The sequence below is a fragment of the Streptomyces sp. WMMB303 genome, assembly GCF_029351045.1.
Lineage (GTDB): Bacteria > Actinomycetota > Actinomycetes > Streptomycetales > Streptomycetaceae > Streptomyces.
In genome coordinates, this window is sequence record NZ_JARKIN010000001.1 from 3,963,664 (window position 1) to 3,979,248 (window position 15,585).

A 15,585-nucleotide genomic window follows, 5' to 3' on the forward strand; every position below is an offset into this window, starting at 1 on the left:
CGGGAATTGGTCCACGGGCTTACTCCCGGGGGCTACTTGGGATGCCCCGCTTGTGGCCGGCGGTCCGATGCCCGAGCGGGGCCCGCCCCGGCAGCGTGGACACGTGATCGAAGCAACCGAACTCACCAAGTGCTACGGCCGGACCACCGCCGTCGACCGACTGTCCTTCACCGTGCGACCAGGCGTGGTCACCGGATTCCTGGGCCCGAACGGTGCCGGGAAGACCACCACGCTGCGGATGGTCCTCGGGTTGAACCAGCCAACTGGCGGCACCGTGACCGTCGACGGGCAGCCGTTCGACGACCGTCCCCGCGGCCTGCGGCACGTCGGCGCTCTGCTCGACGCCCACGACGTGCACGGCGGCCGCACCGCCCGCGCCCATCTGACGGTGCTGGCGGTCAGTAACGGACTGCCGCGCAGGCAGGTCGCGGAGGTGCTGGCAGAGGTGGGCATGGCAGAGGCGGCCGACCGTAGGATCGACGGGTTCTCCCTGGGTATGAAACAGCGGCTCGGTATCGCCGCCGCCCTGCTCGGCGATCCTCCCGTACTGCTCTTCGACGAGCCGCTCAACGGCCTCGACCCGGAGGGCGTGTGCTGGGTGCGGAGCCTGTTCAAGCAGTTGGCGGACGAGGGCCGCACAGTGCTTGTCTCCAGCCATCTGATGCGGGAGATGGAGCAGACCGCTGAGGAGCTGATCGTCATTGGCCGCGGCAGACTGATCGCGGCGGAGAGCCTGCGGGACTTCGCGGCCCGCAGCACGCAGCTGCGGGTGAGCGTCCGTACGCCCGAGGCGGACCTCCTCCCCGGGCTGCTGACGGACGAGGGCGCGGCGGTACGGGCAGAGCTCGACGGGTCGTACACCGTGACCGGTCTGCCAGCGGAGCGCATCGGCGAACTCGCCTTCACACACCGGGTGCGGCTGCACGAGCTCAGCCCGCACTCGGCCTCCCTGGAGGAGGCGTTCATGGAACTCACCCAAGAGAGCGTCGAATACTCCGCAGGAGCTGACCGATGACCGCCACACTCGACAAGACCCCCGCCCGCCTTCCGGTCCAGGAACTCGCCCGGTTCCGTCATCTCCTCGCCGCCGAATGGATCAAACTCTGGTCACTGCGCTCCACCTACTGGGTGCTCGGTGCCGGCGCGCTGACCGTGATCGGCATCAATATCAACTCGGCCGCCTCCAACGCGGACCGGCTGGCGCACCAGCCGCTGATGCCGTCGGATCCGCCGGCGGGGGTTCCGGCCCGCCCTGAGCTGTTGTTCGATCCGCTGCACACGGCATTCGTCGATCCCGCCTGGCAGCTACTCATGATCATCGCTGCAACGGTGGGAGGGATCGCGGTCTTCGGCGAACACACCAGTGGACTGATCCGTACGACCTTCGCCGCAGTACCCAACCGGCAGGCAGTGATCGCCGCCAAGGTGACGGTGGTGTCGGCGGTCATGCTGACGCTCGGCACGCTAGTCTCCAGCACCTCCTTTGGTATCACCCAAATGCTGCTGAGGGAGTACGGCGGCCTGTCGCTCAGCGATCCTGGCGCACTGCGCGCCGTCGCCGCAGCCGCTCTCCTGGCACCGCTGTGTGCGCTGGTAGGTATGGCGGTGGGCGCGGCCGTCCGGCACGCCGCAGGCTCCATCGTTGCCGTCATCGCCCTGCTGTTGCTCATTCCGGCCTTGCTCCAGGGCGAGCGCTACCGTTGGGTCAAGGAAATCGGCAACGCCATGCCGCTCAGTGCCTGGGAACGGCTGGTGACGAACCCGGAGCGGGCGCACGACTTTGGCAAGTACCCGCTGACAATCACCGAGGCGTGGATCGTCTACGGCGCGTGGTCCACCGCAGCAGTGGCCATCGCGCTGCTCGTGATACGACGCAGGGACGTATGAGTCAACTTGACCGGTTCTGAGGGTCCGGGCTTGGAGGTAGCGTCCAGCTGGCTGCTGGGTGGGCTCCTCCGTCCAGACACCTCTATGGGGTGGCGGGGACGCGTGACTCACGCGCCGCATTCCACACGCTCTCGCCACGGGTGGCGAGGTTGTGGGAAGCATTCCGGTCGGCGTGGGCAACGACCCGCACCTCCTGCAGATGAAAAGCCCCCGGTCCACACGGTTGCGCAGTACAGTCCGGCACACTTCCTCTCCGTGGTGGGGAAGTTGACGGATGCGGCGTGGGATCACATTGCACCACTGTTGCCGGTTGTGAATGGCAGGTCATCCGTAGCGCGATCACCGGCAGATGGTGAACAGGTGCTGCTGTGTTGTTGGCACGCAGAGCTAATGCGCCGGGCGTGCGTTCCTGGAAGAGTGGGCGTGGGCTTGATTCGGTTTGACGGACATTCGAGATCAGGGGGCGTCGCCCCGGAAGGATGTCCATCATGGAGAGCATGGGGAAGAAGAAGCCGCGTCCTCGCCGCTCGTTCACGCCGGAGTTCAAGGCCGAGATCGTTGAGTTGTGTCAGCGCGGTGACCGCTCGATCGGCCAGATCGCCAAGGACTTCGACCTGACGGAGACCGCGGTGCGGCTGTGGTTCCACCAGGCCGGGACCGACGCCGGCCGGCTACCCGGGCTGACCAGTAGTGAGAACGAGGAACTCGCCCGACTGCGCCGGGAGAACCGGCGTCTGCGCGAAGATGTCGAGATCCTCAAGCGGGCCACGGCTTTCTTCGCGACGGAGACCCGGTGAACATCGACCCGTTCATCGAGGCGGAGAAGCAGGCAGGCCACAGCATCAAACGCGTCTGTGAGCTGCTGAAGGTCTCCCGTGCCGCCTTCTACTGCCGCCGCACCGACGTCCCCGGCGCCCGTGCGCTGCGTGATGCGGAACTGAGCGGGAGGATCAGTGAGGTCCATCAGGCATCCCGCGGTACCTACGGTGCCCCACGCGTCCACGCCGCCCTGAAACGCGAGGGCACCGTCTGTGGACGCCGACGAGTCGCCCGCCTGATAAGAGCCGCCGGCCTCACCGGCCGCCACTGTCGGCGCAAGCACCGCACCACGGTCTGCGATCCGGCGGCGCCGTCCCGCCCCGACCTGGTGGACCGCGACTTCCAGCCCGACCCGGCCGCCGCCGATACCCGCTGGTGCGGCGACATCACCTACATCCCCACCCACGAGGGCTGGCTCTACCTGGCCACCGTCATCGACATCGCCTCCCGCCGCGTCGTCGGCTGGGCCACCGCCGACCACCTGCGCACCGGCCTCGTCGCTGACGCCCTGCGTGCGGCCTGCCACCGGCGCCGCCCACCCGCCTCGGTGATCTTCCACTCCGACCGCGGCTGTCAGGACGGATTCAACTGATCGTCGCAACACCTTGATCGGAAGGTGGAGCGATGGGTGCTGTGGAACGGCACAAGCAGGTTCGTGCGTACCGGGGGTTGATGCCGTCGCCGGGCAGGCCGTCGGTGGCCTGGCGTGAGGACAGGGTCAGGTTCTGGACGGAGATTGCTCGGGGTGCCAAGACCGAGGTTGCGTGCAGTGCTGCGGGGGTGTCCGGGCCGGTGGGGTTCCGCTGGTTCCGGCACGCTGGCGGCGTGAATCCGTGTCTTCCTGATGAAGTGTCCGGGCGCTACCTGTCGTTTCGAGAACGGGAGGACATCGCTGTCTGGCATGCCCAGGGCGCCGGCGTCCGCGAGACCGCCCGCAGGCTCGGACGGGCGCCGTCGACTGTCTCCCGTGAGCTACGGCGCAATGCCTCCACTCGGACCTACACGCTGGACTACCGGGCCTCGACCGCGCAGTGGCACGCTGAACGCCGGGCCCGGCGCCCGAAGACAGCCAAGCTCGTGGACAATCCAAGACTGCGAGTCTATGTCCAGGCCCGTCTGTCAGGGGACGTCACCGACGCCGGAGGCAACCGTGTCGGCCCCGAGGGCCCGGCCTGGAAGGGGCGCAACAAACCGCACCGCGGGGACAGAGGCTGGGTGACAGCATGGAGCCCGGAGCAGATAGCGCGACGCCTACCCATCGAGTTCCCCAACGACGAGGACATGCGCATCAGCCACGAGGCGATCTACCAGGCGCTCTACGTCGAGGGACGTGGCGCGCTGAAACGCGAGCTGGTGGCCTGTCTGCGCACCGGACGGGCGCTGCGTGTTCCCCGGGCTCGCGGCCGGCAGAAGGCGTGGGCCCACGTCACCGACAAGGTCCTCCTCAGCGAGCGTCCCGCCGAGGCCGAGGACCGCGCCGTTCCCGGGCACTGGGAGGGCGACCTCATCATCGGGCTGAAACGCTCGGCAATCGGAACCCTCGTCGAGCGCACCACCAGGTTCACCATGCTGGTCCACCTGCCGCGCGAGGAGGGCTACGGCGTGATCCCGCGCACGAAGAACGGCCCTGCCCTGGCCGGATACGGCGCCATCACGATGAAGGATGCCTTGGCCAGGACGATGACCACGCTGCCTGAGCAGCTCCTGCGGTCCCTCACCTGGGACCGCGGAAAGGAGTTGTCCGCGCACGCCGCCTTCACGGTCGAGACCGGCATCCCTGTCTACTTCGCCGACCCACACAGCCCCTGGCAACGCGGGACCAACGAGAACACCAACGGCCTGCTGCGTCAGTACTTCCCCAAGGGCACCGACTTGTCCCGCTGGAACAGCGAAGAACTCCAGGCCGTCGCGGCCGTCTTCAACAACCGACCCCGGAAGACCCTCGGGTGGCGAACCCCGGCTGAAGTGTTTACCAAGCAGCTACGATCGCTCCCACCAGTCAACGTTGCGACGACCGATTGAATCCGTCCAGTACACCAGCCGTGAATTCGCCGAACTCGCCGACAGCTTCGGCATCCGGCTGTCCGTCGGCCGCACCGGCCAGTGCTGGGACAACGCGCTGGCCGAGTCGTTCTTCGCCACCCTCAAGAGGGAACTTCCCTGCGACAGCCCATGGCCCAGCAAAGCCACCGCACACGCCGCGATCTTCGAATGGGTCGAGAGCTGGTACAACCTCAAACGCCTGCACAGCAGCCTCGGCTACCGAACCCCCGCCGACTACGAAGCCGCCACCACAGCGGCCTGACCACCACACCGACGGTGTCCGTCAAAGCGGAACAAGCTCAATCATGCTGTGACCTGCGGCCACCGTCTCATCGTCAGTCCACGCAACTCACGATGATCAGCGGTGGCCACGCCTATCCCCGTATCGGCTCCCACCAGCGAGATCACGATCTACAGCTGGAGACCAACGCCCGGGTGATCATCGGCTTCCCGGCCCGCGAGGGTTCACCGGGCTCGTCGGCAGTTCGTGCAGCACCGGCACATGGGCGCCCCCCGATGAACTTTTCCACCGCGACGACGCTCAACGCCAAGGCGAACGCCGCGGTGGCCGACCTCTACGAACGCGGCCTGCTCCCCGTCCCCAGTGGGATGAGCGCGGTAATGGTGCGTGCCATTCTCGATGTCTCGGACCGCGAGCACGGCCTTCTGCCGACCAGGTCGCCGTCCTGGCCTGCGGGGGACCCACGCGCCTCAGTGGTCCTGTTTTCTCGCATTTGATTGTGTTTCCGTCGAATGTTGCGCCTGCCGGTTGCGGAGAGCCCACGATGGGTCGCGCAGAGTTCATCGTCGGATTCTCGGAGGGGCATAGATGAAGGTCCGTCGAAAGGCAGCGGGGCTCGTCGCGGGGGTGGGCATGGCCGCCGGCACGATGCTGGCGACGGTGCCGGCAGCACAGGCGCAGGCGCCCGACGCGGTACAGGCCACCGGTTCGGCTGAGCGAGTGGGGAGCGGCCAAAGGGCGACGGTACCGCCGGCTCCGGTGAACAAGCGGGCGAGCGCGGGGATCACCGCGACCTCACCGAAGATCTCGCCGTCCGCCGGCTACAAGTACGTGGTCTCCGCAGGCTCGTACACCTGCGACTACGGGAACCTGTGCACCCCGGTATGGGACCCCACCGTCGGAAAGTGGAAGGTGTTCTTCCTCTACTACTGCAACACCTACTCGCTGTCTTACTGGAACGGCGAGGGCAACTACTACAACAACCAGACCACCGGCACGAAGGCGCACTTCTACAACTCGAGCGGCGGGACCTACCAGACCTCGACCGCGCCCGATCCCAACCGCCCGATCGACTGGGACCCGGTCTGGAAGATCAAGAACTGCTGACATCCTCACCATGAGTGAGTGCTCGCCTCGACGGTCAGGTCGAGGCGAGCACTTCGTCACGCACACCTGCCGTCTTCGCGTCCCACACGGCGCCGCTGACCGCGCCGTTGAGCAGTGCCTCCCCCAGTGCCGTCCGCCGATGCAGCACACGGTGCCCGTCCCGGAAGGAGCTGACCAGCCCCGCTTCGCGCAGCACCGCGGCGTGCCGGCTGGCGCTGGCCGGCGAGAGCACCAGCCTGGCGGCGATCCCGCTGGTGGACATGGGCCGGCCGAGCAACTCCAGCACCAGGGTCCGGGTGAGTCCGAGCAGTCGGTGCAGCCGCGCCTCAGGGCCAGGGTCCTGATCGGCCTCCGCCAGCCAGCCGGGCACCGGCAGAATCGGATAGACCAGCACTGGAGGGAATTCGGGCGCGGCCAGGGTGATGGGCCACCGGGTGCAGAAGAACGACGGGATCAGCGTCAGCGGGCGGCCGTTCAGCCTCAGGCTCCGGCTGAAAGGATAGCCACATTCGATGCGCCCGTCGCGCCAGGTCAGCTCCGGCTGATAGCTGGCCAGCAGTCCCTCGGCGCCCGTGGTGAGCGCCGAGCCGGCCCGCGCCGACCGGTCGGAGCCGACGGCACGGTCGACGGCCGCCTTGTACGGAGCCACCGCCACCGCGTGATAGCGGCGTATCGCCGCCCCCAGGCGATGCAGCACGTCGCTCCCGCCTTCGGCGAGCCTGCGGGCGCCCGTCGGCATCGGCCGGTCCTTGTGGAGCTTGGCGATCTCCTGCCCGAGCCGCCGCCTGGGAGTGGAGAGCACCGCGTCCAGCCCGGCGTCCGGGTCGGGATCGCCGCGGCCGGGGGTGAGAAAGTCCGGAAAGTAGGGTGCGCAGGGGCACAACTCCATCAGCGCCCGAGCCGTCCGGAGCAGCCCCGATCGCGCGAGCCTCTCGCGGACCTGCTGACGCCAGGGGTCGAAAATCAGCGCCGAGTGGCGGTTCTGAAGTAACTGCAGGCTGAGTACCACGTCCCACATGAAGTCGCTGTCCGTGGCCAGCCGCAGCCGGTTGAGGTCGTCCGTGCCGAAGTCGATCCGCAGCATGTCCCGCACTTCCCCCCGGTCATACGTCCCCCGTGACATACCGCAGTGACAGACGGAGACGCGAGTGCGGCGGTTCCAGGAGAAATCAGAACGTCCGAAAGTCATCCCGCACCAGGTGCGCCGGGCGCCGCGTGAGCGGTCGAGGTAGCGGCGCGTGCAGTCGGGGCGACCGCACTCTGTCGGGCGGCTGATGGTGCCTCTGCTGCGTCACAGGGGGTCGGGGTGCGGCCTGTCCGGGCTGCGCAGTGCACCTCGCGCCCCGTGGGGGCGCGGGGAGCCGTGCGACCGGCCACAGCTGACCCGCGGGTCGCAAACGGCGAGCAAGGGGACCTGGTCAGCGGATCACGTCGAACACATTCTTCTGCAGACCATTGGCGTAGGCCTCGTGCTCGACGAGCTTCAACTTCTGGGTGTCCTTGTCCGTGGTGCTGAACAGCCGCTTGCCCGCCCCGAGCAGGAGCGGGAAGACGAGCAGGTGGTAGCGGTCGATCAGGCCGGCGTCCCCGAGGGCCCGGTTCAGGGAGGCGCTGCCGTGGAGGATGATCGGGCCGCCCTCCGTCTCCTTCAGCGCGGCGACGTCGTCGAGGGAGCGCAGGATCCTCGTCTCGCCCCAGTTCGAAACCAGCTGCTCCTCGGTGAGGGTGGTGGAGACGACGTACTTCGGCATCAGCTTGTAGTCGGCGAAGTCCTCCATGTCGGGCCACACGGGGCTGAACGCCTCATAGCTGGTCCGGCCCAGCAGCATCGCGGTGGCTTCCTTCTGCTCCCGGCCCTTGATCTCGAACGCCTCGGGAAGGAACTCGATCTCCTTGAAGGTCCACCCGGAGTTCCGGTAGCCGGGCTCCCCGCCGGGAGCCTCCACAACACCATCGAGCGAGATGAACGCAGTGCTGATCAGAGTACGCATTTGGGGTTCCTCGAGTCTCGTGTGCGGTTCGCTGAAGGTCCGGTCGGTGCGGGCGCCGACCGCATTCACGGTCGCTGTGCACCAGCCATGTGTTCCGACCGAGGACGGCTGAGAAACTCATCGGTCATTCCCGCTCCCATTATGTCCTGGCGGCCGCGACCGTTCCCGTTGTCGGCCGTGGCTGTCGGACGGCATGGCGGGCCTGCCGTACTTGGAGGGCCCGCCGATCTCCTACTGGACCCGACCGTCACCTCACGCCTGCTTCCGGTAGGTGCGGAAGGCGCGCGTGGACAGCAGGCCCATTACGAGGGCTGCTGCTGCGAGGAGCCTCAGGCGCGCCCCGACCGTGCTCCGGTCGGGGTGGGCCCCCATCGCCTCCCGGGCCACGTCGACTGCCCATTCCACCGGGTTGTGGTCGGCTGCGACACCGACCCAGCCCGGGACGAGGCCGAGGTCCATCACGGCCGAGCTGAGGAACATCAGCGGCAGCGTGGTGAATTGGGAGATCGCGATGAGCGTCGCCTGCCGGCGGGTCAGCAGGGCCACTGCGTCGGACAGTGCCGAGAAGATCAGAGTCAGCAGCACCGCGGCGAGCACTGTGATGCCGAGACCGGAAACGCCCCCCCGGGGGAACCGGGCTTGGACGACCAGGGCGGCCAGGGCGATGGCGACGATGATCAGGCTCTGGATGAGCATCTGGATCGCCTGGTATGCCATGGTCGCGATCACCCTGGCGCCCCGGTCGGCGGCGAGGTGAGCATCCGGTCCAGCGCGCCGCGGTCGATGTCCTGCAGGTAGTTCGTTCCTGCCCACGCGCTCGCGAACAGTGCGGTCATCATCTCCACGCTGGTCCGCATCCTGAACGGACACGACCAGCGCCCCCAGCACACCGTCGGGGGATAACCCGGTGCGGCCGGTGCCGCGTACGCGGCATCCTCTTCCCATATGGACGACAAGCGGAAGGTCCGCGTTTCCAAGTACCTGGCGCGCCATCTGCGCCATGACCCCGCCCGCATCGGGCTCAGCCTCGACGCGCGGGGCTGGGCCGACACCGGGGAACTGCTGGCCGCCGCGGCAGCCCACGGGTTCCCCGTCACACGGGCCGAACTCGAAGAGGTGGTCGTCACCAACGACAAGCAGCGGTACGCCCTCTCCCCCGACGGCGCCCGCATCCGGGCCAATCAAGGGCACACCGTACCCGTCGAGTTGGACCTGCCCGTGTCGGCGCCGCCGCCCGTGCTCTTCCACGGCACCGTGCCCCGCTTCCTCGCCGCGATCCGGACGGAGGGTCTGCGCCCCATGGCGCGGCATGCGGTCCATCTCTCACCGGACCGCGAGACGGCGACCCGGGTGGGGGCCCGCCGGGGACGTGCCGTCGTGCTGACGGTCGCCGCGGCGCATATGCACGAGCAGGGCCACGTCTTCCACCGGAGCGAGAACGGAGTGTGGCTGACCGCTTCCGTGCCGCCTCATTTTCTCGACTCCCCCCACTGACCGAGGCCGCTCGGGTGCATGGAAGCGACACGGCTGGAAGCAGGGCGACACGGCCGTGGTCAACCGTGGTCTCGGTGACCGCGGCTGGTTCCGGGGGCCGGCGGCGGGGCACGGTGGCGCTGCCGGTGCTTCCGGCCGCGGGGGCGCGGACGAGGAGGCGGACGGGCGTTGAGGGAGAGCCGCCCTCGTCGGGGGGAGGACCCGCCCGGTGGTTTCTCGTCGGCCACTTGGCCCACGGCAGGGTACGCGGGAGCGCGTCGGGGTTACCCGTACGCGCATGGCCGGTATCCAGCTCAGCACCTCGGCGTTCGACGACAACGCGGTGATCCCGCGCCGCCACACCCGGGAGGGCGAGGAGATCTCCCCGCCTCTGGAGTGGTCCGGCGTGCCGGACGGCACCGCCGAACTGTTGCTGCTGTGCGAGGACCCGGACGCTCCGTCGGGCACCTTTCTGCACTGGCTGGTCACGGGCATCGACCCGGACGCGCGATCCGCGGAGGCCGGGGAGACGCCACGGGGCGGCACCCCGCTCGCCAACGGCTTCGGCGGTACCGGCTGGGGCGGCCCGCTGCCGCCGGCCGGGGACAAGGCGCACCGATACTTCTTCCGGTTGTACGCCCTGCCCGAGCCGGTGCGGGTCCCCGACAATGCCTCCGCCGAGGACGTGCACCGCACGGTGGACGACGCCGCGCTGGCCAGCGGCAGCATCGTCGGCCTCTACCAGCGCTGACGGGCTCCTGGCCCGTTCGGCTACCGGCCCTTGGGCGCCGTGAGGGTGTCCCGGGCGGCGAGCGCTGCCTCCGCGACGCCGAGCAGTGCCTCGCCGGGAGACGCATCCTCGGCCTGGGCCGCGAGGCCGAAGGACAGCCGCATAGGAGGCGGTCAGCGTGCCTGTCGGTGCCGACTGGTACTTCGGCGAGAGGCGCGGGCTGGTCGACGGGATCGCCACCGCCGCACGTGGCCGCAGCGGTCGAGGAGCCGGTGCCGGACCGGGACCTCGTCTCCCGCCCTCGGTGCTGGTCCGGGGGCGGATGTCGCTGTCCGGCACCCCGCTGCTGCTGTGCCGGGGCACAACGGCCCGGGCCGACACTCCGGCGAGCATGCGGCGGACTCGGCCCCGGCTGCTCAGTGAGCAGCTTCCCTTCCCCGAACGCAGGTAACGGGTTGCCCTCCTGCTTCCACGCGCTGATGCCCGCCGCCCGGAGGGGGCGGGCATCAGCCGGAGAGCCCCGTGTCTGCGCGAGGGTGTGTCCGTCAGCGCAAGTCCGTCGAAGACGCGTGGGGCCGGGCAACTACAGGCGTTACCAGTCGGTCACAGCTATCGCGTTGGTCACGGCCTGCGGGTGTGGGCACGTGGCGTACGACCACTCGCGGTCGCCCACCGTCGCGCCGGTCACCACGGACCCGTCACTGCACCATGCTTTGACGTAGTGGCTGTGAAGACGTGTCTCGCCTTCGCACCACGCGCCTGCGGTCGCGGTGCCCACGCCGGTCGTCTGGCAGATGGTGTCCGATACGCCGGTGTTTTGCTGCCCTGCTGCGGATGCGGTTCCGGCGAAGCCGAGCGCCAGCGCCACGGTGGCGCCGGCGGCGGCGAGCGTCTTGGCGGTTTTCATACTTCTGACTCCCAATCGATCGTGGCGGTACTGCGTCCCGTCGGTGGGAAAGGCACAGCGCTTCCGGCAGGAAAGTCTGCGTCGCAACAGGCGGGTTGCCGTTGGCACAGCGTGTCAGGGTATTGGCGACGAGCGCCCCTTTCAGACTTGGCGAGCCAGGAAGCGGTCACGCAGAGCCCCTCCGCCTCTCGAGTGAGGCCGGTTCGCAGGCGTCGGGTCGTGTGGAAAGAGGGAGGTCTCGCCGGTGAGGCGGGGGCCCCGGCTCCGCCGCCGGATCACGGCTTCGCAGCAGGCCGGGAGATACCCGCAGTGGTTTCGTGGTGTGTCCGGTTGCGATAGGCACCGGGGGTGACGCCGTAGCGGGCGCGGAAGGCGCGGTTGAAGTCCGCCGGGCGCGGGTACCCCCACCGCGCTGCGATGGCCGAGGCCGACAGGTGCCGCTGCAGGGGGTCGGCCAGGTCACGCCGACAGCGCTCAAGCCTCTGGTCGCGCAGCCATGCCCGGACGCTGTTTCCGTGCTGCTGGAACAGCCGGTGCAATGAGCGAACCGACATGTGGTGGGCCGCCGCGATGCGGTCGACGGTGAGTGCGGGGTCACCCAGGTGCTCCTGCACGAAGGAGGTGACGCGCAGGTACAGGGCGCGTTTGCGGGAGTCGACCAGGACATCGCTCATGCGGTCCAAGTGGTGTGCAAGGACCGTGCTGACCAGATCGACGGCGGTGGTCCCCAGCCGGAGCGCGTCGGAGGGTGTGCAAGCCCGGTACTCGGCGGCGGCGGTGAGGAACTGCGCGACCAAGCGGCCCGGCCCCCGGCGTGCGGTCATCGGAACGGCCAGGAGACGGTCCAGCCGCCGCGCGGGGAAACACAGCGTGGACTTGGGGAACTGGAACATCACTCCTCCCGCCCGCGTGCCGACCGGGGACTCCTCGGCTGAGGCGTCGAAGGGACGAGAGCTGTCGTAGAGCACCATCTGGCCGCTCTCGATCACACCGGTGTTACGCGCCTGCTCGATCCGCTGGCGGCCGGAGTTGATGACGACCAGTTGGAAGAGCTCCGGGTCGGACTGCCGGATCAGCCTGGGCGTGCGCTGCGAAACCAGCGCGCTGTAGGAGAGCTCGGACATCTGGGATGCGCCCATAGGCATGGTCCGCAGCCGCGCCACGAACGGCTTCTCCTGGCTGACAGCCTTGATCCGTGTCGTCACGAGCGCCAGTGCGGTGATCTCCGCCCACTCGCCGACCTCCTCGACCGATACATCCACACACTCGCCTGTGGTTCCCATCGCGATCTCCCCCAAGAAGACATCCGAGGCCCCGCCCGATGGTCGAGGAGCGGGCCACCGGCAGTGTTCAACGGCTGCCCTGCCGGGTTCCAGAAGGACACACGCCAAGGGCCGAGCCCTCAGCCGAGTCGGCACGACGGTTCTCCGCCGTGAGCGGCTCGAATGCTTAAGGCCGCGGCTGCCGCCGCGCCCGGGCGGGCCGCAGCCGGCATCCTCCTGACGGGGAAGGGGGGCCGCTCTGGAGCAGCCCGCAACCGGTGCGGGCTGCGTCCCCGAGCTGGTGAGCGCCACTTTCGCCACCCGCGAGACCGTCTGGTGGGGGCGGAACAGCGCATGTGCGTCGGACTCGAAGCAGTTCGGGCCCTGGTCATCCGGCTTCGACAAGCGTGTTCGGCCACATGATCAAGCAGGGACGGCACCGATCAAGCCGCCGTCGATGACGAGATCCTGACCGTTGATGTAGGACGCGTCCGACGAGGCGAGGAACGCCACAGCCGCGGCTACCTCCTCCGGGCGCCCGAAGCGGCCGGCGACGATCTGGCCGGTGACCGCCGCTGTCTCCGCTTCGGTCAGCGCGTCTGCCGGGTACATCGGGGTGTCGATGTACCCGGGGCTGACGGAGTTGACGGGGATACCGCGCGGGGCGAGAGAGGCGGCGAGGGTTCGGGCCAGGTTGTGCACCGCGGCTTTGGTGGCCGAGTAGAGGGTCAGGATGCTGTTGCCCCGATGAAGGGTCCAGGAGGCGTTGACGACGATCGAACCTCCGTCTGTCAGGAGTGGGAGTGCCTGTTGGACAGTGAAGAACACCCCCTTGAAGTTGACGTCGATGCCGTGGTCGAAGTCCGGTTCGGTGATGTTCTCGAACGGCAGGAATGTGCCGGTGCCCGCGTTCGCGAAGAGGCTGTCCAGGCGGCCGTGACGGTCCTGGACGGTCTGCATCAGCGCATCCACCGCGCCGAGGTCGGCGGTGTCGGCCACGACTCCCGAGGCGCCCGGGCCGAGCTTCTGCACGGCGGAGTTCAGCCGCGTGCGGGTGCGGCCCGTGACGATGACGTGGGCGCCTTCGGCGACGAGGCGGTGTGCGGTCGCCAGACCCATGCCACTGGTGCCGCCCGTGATGAGGACGGTCTTGTCGGTGAAGCGGTTCATGCCGGTGTTCCCGTCAGGGTGTGCGCGAGGTGATCGCCGAGGTGGGGCAGCCAGTCGGGCCGCGCGTTACCGAGGAGGTGGTCGCCGTGGGGGACGGACAGGTAGCTGCCGTGGGGTGCCAGACGGGCCAGGGGCTCGCCGTTCGTCACGCGGGATGACGTCCAGGTCTCCGTCCACGACCAGCAGCGGATCCGCGATGCGGGGGGCCAGGGCGGCGAGGTCCACCGGACGTACGAACTCGCGGGCTGCGTCGGAACCCCCCGCCCGTCGGGTCATGATCTCTCGTACCGGCGGGGGCAGTTCCTCCCAGTCGAGGCGGAACGGACCGCTGACGGTGGCGACGGCCGCCACGCGCGACTCCAGCGCCGCGGTCCGGGCCGCGAAATAGCCGCCCAGGCTCATGCCTACGAGTCCGATGCGTGCGACGCCGAGGGCGTCGACGACCCGGCCCACGACTCGCTCGTAGTCCGGCACGAGGGTCGTGGTGGCCGCGAGCACGCCCTGCCCGGGGCCGTCCATCGCGAACACCGCAAGACCCCTGGCCAGCAGCACGGACACCAGATCGAGGAACTCTTCCTTGGCCGAGTCCAGGCCGGGGACGACGACCACGGTCCCCGGCGCATCGGCGGGGCCGCGCAGCCAGCCGGTGAATCCCTCGCCGCTCACCCGCCGCGCACCGGGCTCCAGCACCGTCAGTGCCCGGCTCAGGGCGTGGTCCGCCTCGACGGCAGCACGGGGTGCGTCCGCGTACGGTGCCAAGGTGGCCAGGTGGAACCACCGGGCCGCCATCAGCAGGTACTCACCCGCGGAGAGGGACGATCCCGCATCCTCCGCGCACTGTAGGTAGCCGTGAACGGTGCGCAGGAAGGAGGGGCCCCAGTCGGCGACGGAGGCGAGGTCCTCGGTGACGCGCCGGTACTCGTGCGGGTCCACGCCGGTGCCGGTGGCGCGGGTCCACTGGGCGGCGGCGAAGTCGGTGGCGCTCATCGTGCTCCTCCGGTCAGCAGGACTGCCTTGCCGCGTATCCGGCGTTCGCGGAGGTCGACCAGGGTGTCGGCGGTCTCTGCCCAGCCGGTGATGCGGCCGACCTCCGGGTGCAGGCGGCTCTGTTGCACGAGGCGAACCAGGGCTGTGAGATCGGAGCCGTACGGGGCCTCGGCGTAGTGGAAGTGCTGGATCGTGACGCGCTCGGGCCCGCCGAGGAGTTGGAAGAAGTCAAGGGTCGCCGGAGTGCGGCTCGCCTGACCGAACCAGACGAGCGTGCCGCCCGGGCGTACCTTCGCCAGGGCGAGGGCCAGAGCCGCTCCGCCTGTGGATTCCAGCACGACATCGAATGGTCCCCGGGCCGCGTCGACCTCGTGCACCACGTTCGCGCCCAGCTCTGCGAGCCGTTCGCCACGCACCGGCGTGGCTGTCACCGCGGTCAGCTCGGCTCCCGCCCCGACGGCCATCTCGGTGACGTAGTGGCCGACGCCGCCTGAGGCGCCGGTCACAAGCACCCTTCGGCCGGCCAGGGAACCGGCCGTACGCAGCAGTCGCAGGGCCGTGATCCCGGCCAGGGGCAGAGCCGCCGCCCGTACGCTGTCGATGCTGTCCGGCAGTGCCGCGAGCGAGTGCGTGGGCACGGTTGCGTACTCGGCCCAGCCGCCCTGGGCCGGATGCCCGACCACACGGGTACCGATGCCGGGGCCGGATCCGTCGGCCGCCGCCTGTACGACGAGCCCTGCGATGTCCTTGCCGGGAAGCAGCTCCGGCCGGGGGTGTTCGAGAAGGAATGTCTCGCCCCGGTTCGGGGCGAACGCCTCGACCTTGATCAGTGCCTCACCGGGCTCCGGCACGGGCCGGGGGACCTCGGCGAAGGTGACCGGACGCGCCGCTTCCCCCGTGGGAATCAGTCTTTGCATGGAGAGATGCAAACCCCGCGGCCCTCCCGCGATCCAACAACGAACAAGCAA

The 15,585-nt window shown here is 69.1% G+C and carries 20 protein-coding genes; 11 read left to right on the top strand and 9 right to left on the bottom strand.

All coding sequences use genetic code 11. The annotated features are described in order from the left end of the window. Positions 1–103: 103 nt before the first annotated feature. From P2424_RS17620 to P2424_RS17655, 8 genes are all read left to right on the top strand, one after another. Positions 104–1,015, top strand: a complete 912-nt coding sequence (locus P2424_RS17620) for an ATP-binding cassette domain-containing protein (RefSeq protein WP_276476698.1) — start codon at positions 104–106, stop codon at positions 1,013–1,015. After that, positions 1,012–1,887 carry an ABC transporter permease gene (locus P2424_RS17625; RefSeq protein WP_276476699.1) on the top strand — a complete coding sequence of 292 codons (876 nt, stop codon included), beginning with the start codon at positions 1,012–1,014 and terminating at the stop codon, positions 1,885–1,887. The genes P2424_RS17620 and P2424_RS17625 overlap by 4 nt, the downstream gene beginning before the upstream one ends. Positions 1,888–2,375: 488 nt before the next feature. After that, entirely contained in the window at positions 2,376–2,684 is a 309-nt protein-coding gene (locus P2424_RS17630) for a transposase (protein WP_276473972.1), read from the top strand. After that, positions 2,681–3,298: an IS3 family transposase gene (locus tag P2424_RS17635; RefSeq protein WP_276476700.1), complete on the top strand. Its 618-nt coding sequence runs from the start codon at positions 2,681–2,683 to the stop codon at positions 3,296–3,298. The genes P2424_RS17630 and P2424_RS17635 overlap by 4 nt, the downstream gene beginning before the upstream one ends. A gap of 32 nt (positions 3,299–3,330) precedes the next feature. Then, the gene (locus P2424_RS17640) at positions 3,331–4,728 is read left to right on the top strand and encodes an IS30 family transposase (protein ID WP_276476414.1); all 1,398 of its coding nucleotides are present in this window, start codon (positions 3,331–3,333) and stop codon (positions 4,726–4,728) included. Further along, complete coding sequence (locus P2424_RS17645; protein ID WP_276476701.1) at positions 4,712–5,011, top strand: integrase core domain-containing protein; 300 nt, start codon at positions 4,712–4,714, stop codon at positions 5,009–5,011. The genes P2424_RS17640 and P2424_RS17645 overlap by 17 nt, the downstream gene beginning before the upstream one ends. 92 nt (positions 5,012–5,103) lie before the next feature. Continuing rightward, the gene (locus tag P2424_RS17650; protein WP_276476702.1) at positions 5,104–5,487 is read left to right on the top strand and encodes a hypothetical protein; all 384 of its coding nucleotides are present in this window, start codon (positions 5,104–5,106) and stop codon (positions 5,485–5,487) included. Positions 5,488–5,578: 91 nt separating this feature from the next. After that, a complete protein-coding gene (locus P2424_RS17655) occupies positions 5,579–6,097 on the top strand; it encodes a hypothetical protein (protein WP_276476703.1) in 519 nt (172 codons plus the stop codon). 34 nt (positions 6,098–6,131) lie between these two features. On the opposite strand, the gene P2424_RS17660 is transcribed toward P2424_RS17655, so the two are convergent. From P2424_RS17660 to P2424_RS17670, 3 genes are all read right to left on the bottom strand, one after another. Then, positions 6,132–7,181, bottom strand: a complete 1,050-nt coding sequence (locus P2424_RS17660; RefSeq protein ID WP_276476704.1) for a helix-turn-helix domain-containing protein — start codon at positions 7,179–7,181, stop codon at positions 6,132–6,134. Between the two features lie 334 nt (positions 7,182–7,515). Continuing rightward, entirely contained in the window at positions 7,516–8,088 is a 573-nt protein-coding gene (locus P2424_RS17665) for a dihydrofolate reductase family protein (RefSeq protein ID WP_276476705.1), read from the bottom strand. Between the two features lie 252 nt (positions 8,089–8,340). Then, positions 8,341–8,805 carry an ABC transporter permease gene (locus P2424_RS17670; RefSeq protein WP_276476706.1) on the bottom strand — a complete coding sequence of 155 codons (465 nt, stop codon included), beginning with the start codon at positions 8,803–8,805 and terminating at the stop codon, positions 8,341–8,343. Between the two features lie 228 nt (positions 8,806–9,033). Between P2424_RS17670 and P2424_RS17675 the strand changes: the two genes are divergently transcribed. Together P2424_RS17675 and P2424_RS17680 are read left to right on the top strand one after the other, a co-directional pair. Next, positions 9,034–9,582 (top strand): RNA 2'-phosphotransferase, encoded by a 549-nt coding sequence (locus P2424_RS17675; protein ID WP_276476707.1) that lies wholly within the window; start codon positions 9,034–9,036, stop codon positions 9,580–9,582. 277 nt (positions 9,583–9,859) lie between these two features. Beyond that, on the top strand, positions 9,860–10,312 hold the full coding sequence (locus P2424_RS17680; RefSeq protein WP_276476708.1) for a YbhB/YbcL family Raf kinase inhibitor-like protein: 453 nt from the start codon (positions 9,860–9,862) through the stop codon (positions 10,310–10,312). 20 nt (positions 10,313–10,332) lie between these two features. Here the strand turns inward: P2424_RS17680 and P2424_RS17685 are convergent, their stop codons facing one another. Further along, positions 10,333–10,455: a hypothetical protein gene (locus P2424_RS17685; RefSeq protein ID WP_276476709.1), complete on the bottom strand. Its 123-nt coding sequence runs from the start codon at positions 10,453–10,455 to the stop codon at positions 10,333–10,335. 14 nt (positions 10,456–10,469) lie between these two features. Here P2424_RS17685 and P2424_RS17690 point away from each other — a divergent pair, with 14 nt between their 5' ends. Beyond that, entirely contained in the window at positions 10,470–10,742 is a 273-nt protein-coding gene (locus tag P2424_RS17690) for a hypothetical protein (RefSeq protein ID WP_276476710.1), read from the top strand. A 141-nt stretch (positions 10,743–10,883) separates the two neighbouring features. Here the strand turns inward: P2424_RS17690 and P2424_RS17695 are convergent, their stop codons facing one another. The 5 genes from P2424_RS17695 to P2424_RS17715 form a co-directional block, all read right to left on the bottom strand. Continuing rightward, the gene (locus P2424_RS17695; RefSeq protein WP_276476711.1) at positions 10,884–11,198 is read right to left on the bottom strand and encodes a hypothetical protein; all 315 of its coding nucleotides are present in this window, start codon (positions 11,196–11,198) and stop codon (positions 10,884–10,886) included. A 275-nt stretch (positions 11,199–11,473) separates the two neighbouring features. Beyond that, entirely contained in the window at positions 11,474–12,481 is a 1,008-nt protein-coding gene (locus P2424_RS17700) for a helix-turn-helix domain-containing protein (RefSeq protein ID WP_276476712.1), read from the bottom strand. 402 nt (positions 12,482–12,883) lie between these two features. Continuing rightward, positions 12,884–13,630 (bottom strand): SDR family oxidoreductase, encoded by a 747-nt coding sequence (locus tag P2424_RS17705; protein ID WP_276476713.1) that lies wholly within the window; start codon positions 13,628–13,630, stop codon positions 12,884–12,886. A gap of 66 nt (positions 13,631–13,696) precedes the next feature. Then, complete coding sequence (locus tag P2424_RS17710; RefSeq protein WP_276476714.1) at positions 13,697–14,617, bottom strand: alpha/beta fold hydrolase; 921 nt, start codon at positions 14,615–14,617, stop codon at positions 13,697–13,699. After that, entirely contained in the window at positions 14,614–15,534 is a 921-nt protein-coding gene (locus tag P2424_RS17715) for a zinc-binding dehydrogenase (protein ID WP_276476715.1), read from the bottom strand. Before P2424_RS17715 ends, P2424_RS17710 begins: the two co-directional genes overlap by 4 nt. Positions 15,535–15,585 lie beyond the last annotated feature (51 nt).